Raw genomic sequence first — 6,370 nt, 5'->3', positions numbered from 1 at the left:
GTGCTGGTGCTGCGCAAGACCCGGCCCGAGCTGCCGCGCGCGTTCCGCTGCCCGGGCGTGCCGGTGGTGCCGCTGCTATCGATCGGCTTCTGCCTGTTCCTGATGGCGCACCTGCAGGCGCTGACCTGGGTCGCCTTCCTGGTGTGGCTGGCGCTGGGGCTGGTGATCTACTTCGCCTATGCGCGGCGCAATGCCGTGCTGCATAACCACGGCGGCTGAACGTCAGCGCGCGCCGCGCTGCGCTGCCGCCTGCATGAACGCCACCGCGCGCGGCTCGTTGGCATAGGCGGCGTTGATGCGGATCCACGCCGAGGTCTCGCCGCCCGGGCGGAAGTAGTTGCCCGGCGCGAGCGTCACGCCGAATTGCTCGCCCAGCGTCACCAGTTCGCGCGAGTCCTCGATGCCCGGCGGGCGCGCCCACAGGAAGTTGCCGCCGGAGGGCTGGCAGAACACCTCCCAGCCGTTGCCGTGCAGCTGCCGTACCGCGTTGGCGACGGCCTCGCGCACGCGCAGCCGCAGCCGCTCCACGTACTTGCGGTAGCCGCCGCGCTCGAGCAGCGCCGCGGTCACCGCCTCGGCAAAGTGCGAGCCGGCCACGCTGGTCAGCACCTTCACGTCGACCAGGTCCTTGACCAGCGCCTTGTCGGCGACCAGGTAGCCGATCCGCAGCGACGCCGACACCGTCTTGGAAAAGCCGCCGATGTAGATCACGTGCTCGAGCTGGTCCAGCGTGGCGAGCCGGTCGGTGAAGTGGGTCTGGAAGTCCGAGAAGATATCGTCCTCGACAAAGCGGAAGCCATGGCGGCGCGCCAGCTCCAGCAGCCGGAACGCCACCGGCGGCGCCAGGGTCGAGCCGGTCGGGTTCTGCAGCACGCTGTTGGTGAAGAACAGCTTGGGCTTGTGCTGGCGCAGCAGCGCCTCGGTGGCGTCCGGGTCGGGCCCGTCGGGCGTGTGCGGCACGCCCACCAGCTGCACCCCGTGCAGCCGCAGCAGGCCGAACAGGTTGTAGTAGCCCGGGTCTTCGACGAACACCGTGTCGCCCGGCTTGAGCAGGTGGCGCACCACCAGGTCCAGCGCCTGGCTGGCGCCGGTGGTGATCAGCACCTGCGGCAATTCCGCCGCAATGCCAAGCTGGCGCACCCGCAGCAGCACCTGGCGGCGCAGCTCCGGATGGCCCATCGGCGTGGCGTAGTGGATCACGCTGTCGATCTCGTTGCGCGAGATCGCGCGGATCGCCTGGGTCAGGCCCTCCACGTCGCGCCAGTTCTCGGGGACGAAGCCGCCCGCCAGCTTGAGCGTGCCGCTGGGGTGGTTGAACTGCTCCAGGATATGGTCGGACAGGTCCTCGGCCAGGCTGGGGTCCGACCAGCCGCGCGCCGAGCGTCCCGCCAGCGGACTGTCCGCCACATAGAAACCCGAGCCCTGCCGCGAATCGAGCAGCCCCTGCGACACCAGCCGGTCATAAGCCTCGATCACCGGGAAGCGGCTGATGCCGTTCTCGGCCGCCAGCTGCCGGATCGACGGCAGCCGCGCGCCGGGGCGCGCCTCGCGGTTGCCGATCCACGCCTTCACGCCTTCGACGATCTGCTCGGTCAGCGGAATTCCGGTGGAAGCATCTAAGATGAGTTTCATGGGCGGATCTGCCGGGAAAGCCGGCGAGGGCGCAACTGTCAGGAAAAACTACTGAACAGTCCATCGAAAACTGTTCACAACTGTACATGGGATTGTAGTGAGGGATGCGAATAATGGAAGCATGGCGGACGAAGGCGCCGGCATCCGCATCCAGGATGCTCCGGCCCCCGCGATGACCGCCGGTCTGACAAGGAGTGCAACATGCGCGAACTACGGACTTTCGAACTGGACCAACCCGGATTGCCGGTGAGCTGGCGCGCCGGTTACGGGCAGACCGTCTGCGCGGTGGCGGGCAAGCTGTGGGTGACGGTGGAAGGCAATCCCAACGATATCTGGCTGGAACCGGGCCAGGAACTGGCGCTGCCGGAGGGCTATCGGGTCTGGCTGTCCGGCGATGGTGCGGGGGCACGCTTCACGCTGGCGCAGACGCCGGCACCGTGGTCGATGCAGCGGATGGCGGCGTGGCTGCGGGCGCTGCGGCATCGGGTCGACGAGCACAGCACCGATGCATTTGGCGAGTGCCCGCGGATCGGGGCGCTGTGCCGGTGAGTTGGCCGGCAGTCAAACCAGGATGCGGCGCAGAGGCCACCGACAAGGTGGCCTTTTGTTTGTCCGCGGCCCGCAGACACCTACTCTATAAGGACGCTGGCACCCCGCCGTCCGGGTTCCGCCCCATTGATTTACGTTAACGTCAACGTCATACAATCGACCCGCCCCAACCCCGGGGCGCGGCCCGCGCGTTTCCAGCCAAGCCGGCACAGAGCGGCGCCGGCGGACGCCGCGGTCGCAGCCAACACCCGACACGGTGGAGACAATGACCGACCTTTCCGATGTCCACGATGTGCGCCGCGGCGCGCCCCAGCCCAAGCCGGTGCAGCCGGGCACCGGCCCGGCCAACAAGGTGCGCTTCGTCACGGCAGCGTCGCTGTTCGACGGCCACGACGCCTCGATCAACATCATGCGCCGCATCCTGCAGTCGCATGGCTGCGAGGTGGTCCACCTCGGCCACAACCGCTCCGTCGAAGAGATCGTGACCGCGGCGCTGCAGGAAGACGCGCAGGGCATTGCCATCTCCAGCTACCAGGGCGGCCATGTCGAATACTTCAAGTACATGGTCGACCTGCTGCGCGACAAGGGCGGCGAGCAGGTGCAGGTGTTCGGCGGCGGCGGCGGTGTGATCGTGCCCGACGAGATCCGCGAGCTGCAGGCCTACGGCGTGGCCCGCATCTACAGCCCCGAGGACGGCCAGCGCATGGGCCTGGCCGGCATGATTGCCGATATGGTGCAGCGCTGCGACCTGGACCTGAGCCGCTACGCGCCGACGTCGCTCGACCCCGTCGCCGGCGGCGACCGCCGCGCGCTGGCGCAACTGATCACCGCGCTCGAGAACGGCAAGGCCGATGCGGCGCTGGTGGCGGCGATGCATGCGCAGGCGCAGCGGGCATCGATTCCCGTGCTCGGCATCACCGGCACCGGCGGCGCCGGCAAGTCGTCACTGACCGACGAGCTGATCCGCCGCTTCCGGCTGGACCAGCAGGACGCATTGTCGATCGCCGTGATCTCGATCGACCCGTCGCGGCGCAAGTCGGGCGGCGCGCTGCTGGGCGACCGCATCCGCATGAACGCGATCAACCACCCGAACATCTTCATGCGCTCGATGGCGACGCGCGAGGCGGGTTCCGAGATCTCGCAGGCGCTGCCCGACGCGATCGCCGCGTGCAAGGTGGCGGGCTTCGACCTGGTGATCGTCGAGACCTCCGGCATCGGCCAGGGCGATGCCGCCATCGTGCCGCACGTGGACCTGTCGCTGTACGTGATGACGCCCGAGTTCGGCGCCGCCAGCCAGCTCGAGAAGATCGACATGCTGGACTTCGCCGACTTCGTCGCCATCAACAAGTTCGACCGCAAGGGCGCGCAGGATGCCTGGCGCGACGTGGCCAAGCAGGTGCAGCGCAACCGCGAGCAATGGCACGGCAAGCCGGAGGACATGCCGGTGTATGGCACCCAGGCGTCGCGCTTCAATGACGATGGCGTCACCATGCTGTACCAGGGCCTGCGCGAGGCGCTGGCCGGACACGGACTGAAGGTGAAGGCCGGCACGCTGCCGGTCCTCGCGGGACGCATCTCCACCGGCCAGAACGTGATCGTGCCGCCCGCGCGCAGCCGCTACCTGGCCGAGCTGGCCGACACCGTGCGCGCCTACCATCGCCGCGTCGCCGAGCAGAGCCGCATCGCGCGCGAACGCCAGCAGCTGCGCGAATCCAGCCGCATGCTGCAGGCCGCGCAGGGCGACGGCGCCGCGCTGGACGCGCTGGCTGCGCTGGCCGCGGAGCGCGACAGCGCGCTGGGCCAGGTCGAACGCAAGCTGCTGGCGATGTGGCCGCAGATGCGCGAAGCCTACAGCGGCGACGAATACGTGGTGAAGATCCGCGACAAGGAAATCCGCACCGGGCTGGTCACCACCACGCTGTCGGGCACCAAGGTGCGCAAGGTGGTGCTGCCGCGCTTCGATGACGACGGCGAGGTGCTGAAGTGGCTGATGCGCGAGAACGTGCCCGGCAGCTTCCCGTACACCGCCGGCGTGTTCGCCTTCAAGCGCGAGAACGAAGACCCGACGCGCATGTTCGCCGGCGAGGGCGATGCCTTCCGCACCAACCGGCGCTTCAAGCTGGTGTCCCAGGGCATGGATGCCAAGCGCCTGTCGACCGCGTTCGACTCGGTCACGCTGTATGGCGAAGACCCGCATGTGCGCCCCGATATCTACGGCAAGGTCGGCAACTCGGGCGTGTCGATCGCCACGCTCGACGACATGAAGGTGCTGTACGACGGCTTCGACCTGACCAGCCCGAGCACCTCGGTGTCGATGACCATCAACGGCCCCGCGCCGACCATCCTGGCGATGTTCATGAACACCGCCATCGACCAGCAGCTCGACAAGTTCCGCGCCGACAACGGCCGCGACCCCACCGCCGACGAAGAGGCCAAGATCCGCGCCTGGGTGCTGCAGAACGTGCGCGGCACGGTGCAGGCCGACATCCTCAAGGAAGACCAGGGCCAGAACACCTGCATCTTCTCCACCGAGTTCTCGCTCAAGGTGATGGGCGATATCCAGGAGTACTTTGTCCACCAACAGGTGCGCAACTTCTATTCGGTGTCGATCTCGGGCTACCACATTGCCGAGGCGGGGGCGAACCCGATCTCGCAGCTGGCCTTCACGCTGTCCAACGGCTTCACCTATGTGGAGGCCTACCTGGCGCGCGGCATGCATATCGATGATTTCGCGCCCAACCTGTCGTTCTTCTTCTCCAACGGCATGGACCCGGAGTACAGCGTGCTGGGCCGCGTCGCGCGCCGCATCTGGGCCGTGACCATGCGCGACAAGTACGGCGCCAACGAGCGCAGCCAGAAGCTGAAGTACCACATCCAGACCTCGGGCCGCTCGCTGCATGCGCAGGAGATCGATTTCAACGATATCCGCACCACGCTGCAGGCGCTGATCGCGATCTACGACAACTGCAATTCGCTGCACACCAACGCCTACGACGAGGCCATCACCACGCCCACCGGCGAATCGGTGCGCCGCGCGCTGGCGATCCAGCTGATCATCAATCGCGAGTGGGGCGTGGCCAAGTGCGAGAACCCCAACCAGGGCAGCTTCCTGATCGAGGAGCTGACCGACCTGGTCGAAGAGGCGGTGCTGCAGGAGTTCGAGCGCATTGCCGAGCGCGGCGGCGTGCTCGGTGCGATGGAGACCGGCTACCAGCGCGGCAAGATCCAGGAGGAATCGCTCTACTACGAGCAGCTCAAGCACGACGGCACGCTGCCGCTGATCGGCGTGAACACCTTCCGCAATCCGGACGGCGACCCGGTGCCGCAGAAGCTGGAGCTGGCGCGTTCCAGCGAAGCCGAGAAGCAAAGCCAGCTCGAGCGCCTGCAGGCGTTCCAGCAGGCGCACGCCGGCGAGGCCCCGGCGATGCTGCAGCGGCTGCGCCAGGCCGTGATCGACAACCAGAACGTGTTCGCGGTGCTGATGGATGCGGTGCGGGTCTGCTCGCTGGGACAGATCACGCATGCGCTGTTCGAGGTCGGCGGACAGTATCGGCGCAATATGTAGACCCCGGTCCACGCGCTGACCGGTAATCGCGCAGGGCGGCCGCGATGGAGGGCCGCCCTGCGTTACACTCGGATGCTGCGCCGCACCGTCATCGCAGGCAAGCCCGACCATCCGGCGCCTGGCGGCAACCCATCCCGAGACCACCGCAACACAAGACCATGGACACCCAGTACAGCCCGAACAATATCTTTGCCAAGATCCTGCGCGGCGAAATGCCGTGCATCAAGGTGTACGAGGACGACGACACCATCGCCTTCATGGACATCATGCCGCAGGCCGACGGCCATACGCTGGTGGTGCCCAAGGAAGCCGCGGTCAACCTGTTCGACCTGTCCGAGCGCGGCGCCCAGGCCGCCATCGTCGCCACCCAGCGCGTGGCGCGCGCGGTGCGCGCGGCCTTCAGCCCGGACGGCATCTCGATCGGCCAGTTCAACGGCGCCGCGGCGGGCCAGACCGTGCCGCACATCCATTTCCATATCGTGCCGCGCTACAACGACCAGTCGCTGCGCGGCCACGCGCGCGACATGCAGGAGCCGGAAGTGCTCCAGGGGCATGCCGAACGCATCATCGCCGCGCTGCGCGAGCAGGCGTCCTGAACCACGCATCCAAGCATTCAACCAAGCA

At 67.6% G+C, this 6,370-nt stretch carries 5 protein-coding genes; 4 read left to right on the top strand and 1 reads right to left on the bottom strand.

Annotated elements, in window-relative coordinates; all coding sequences use genetic code 11:
- Window positions 1-219, top strand: a 219-nt coding sequence (locus U9J39_RS11175) for an amino acid permease C-terminal domain-containing protein (RefSeq protein ID WP_326347052.1), incomplete at its 5' end; no start/stop codon positions are given.
- 3 nt (window positions 220-222) lie between these two features.
- Here U9J39_RS11175 and U9J39_RS11170 read toward each other — a convergent pair.
- Window positions 223-1,632, bottom strand: coding sequence for an aminotransferase-like domain-containing protein (locus tag U9J39_RS11170; RefSeq protein ID WP_326347051.1), 1,410 nt, complete (start codon window positions 1,630-1,632; stop codon window positions 223-225).
- A 201-nt stretch (window positions 1,633-1,833) separates the two neighbouring features.
- On the opposite strand from U9J39_RS11170, the gene U9J39_RS11165 reads away from it, so the two are divergent.
- From U9J39_RS11165 to U9J39_RS11155, 3 genes are all read left to right on the top strand, one after another.
- Complete coding sequence (locus U9J39_RS11165) at window positions 1,834-2,181, top strand: DUF2917 domain-containing protein (protein ID WP_115679219.1); 348 nt, start codon at window positions 1,834-1,836, stop codon at window positions 2,179-2,181.
- 265 nt (window positions 2,182-2,446) lie between these two features.
- Window positions 2,447-5,746, top strand: a complete 3,300-nt coding sequence (icmF, locus tag U9J39_RS11160; RefSeq protein ID WP_326347050.1) for a fused isobutyryl-CoA mutase/GTPase IcmF — start codon at window positions 2,447-2,449, stop codon at window positions 5,744-5,746.
- A gap of 158 nt (window positions 5,747-5,904) precedes the next feature.
- A complete protein-coding gene (locus U9J39_RS11155; protein ID WP_115679221.1) occupies window positions 5,905-6,342 on the top strand; it encodes an HIT family protein in 438 nt (145 codons plus the stop codon).
- Window positions 6,343-6,370: the final 28 nt, after the last annotated feature.

Source organism: Cupriavidus sp. SS-3 (assembly GCF_035818815.1).
GTDB lineage: Bacteria > Pseudomonadota > Gammaproteobacteria > Burkholderiales > Burkholderiaceae > Cupriavidus > Cupriavidus taiwanensis_C.
This window is presented reverse-complemented; position numbering and strand designations above follow the sequence as displayed.

Bases quoted from the DNA above. Each gene is read 5' to 3' on its own strand.
- U9J39_RS11155 (WP_115679221.1), top strand. From the start codon at position 5,905: ATGGACACCCAGTACAGCCCGAACAATATCTTTGCCAAGATCCTGCGC.
- U9J39_RS11165 (WP_115679219.1), top strand. From the start codon at position 1,834: ATGCGCGAACTACGGACTTTCGAACTGGACCAACCCGGATTGCCGGTG.
- icmF (WP_326347050.1), top strand. From the start codon at position 2,447: ATGACCGACCTTTCCGATGTCCACGATGTGCGCCGCGGCGCGCCCCAG.
- U9J39_RS11170 (WP_326347051.1), bottom strand. From the start codon at position 1,632: ATGAAACTCATCTTAGATGCTTCCACCGGAATTCCGCTGACCGAGCAG.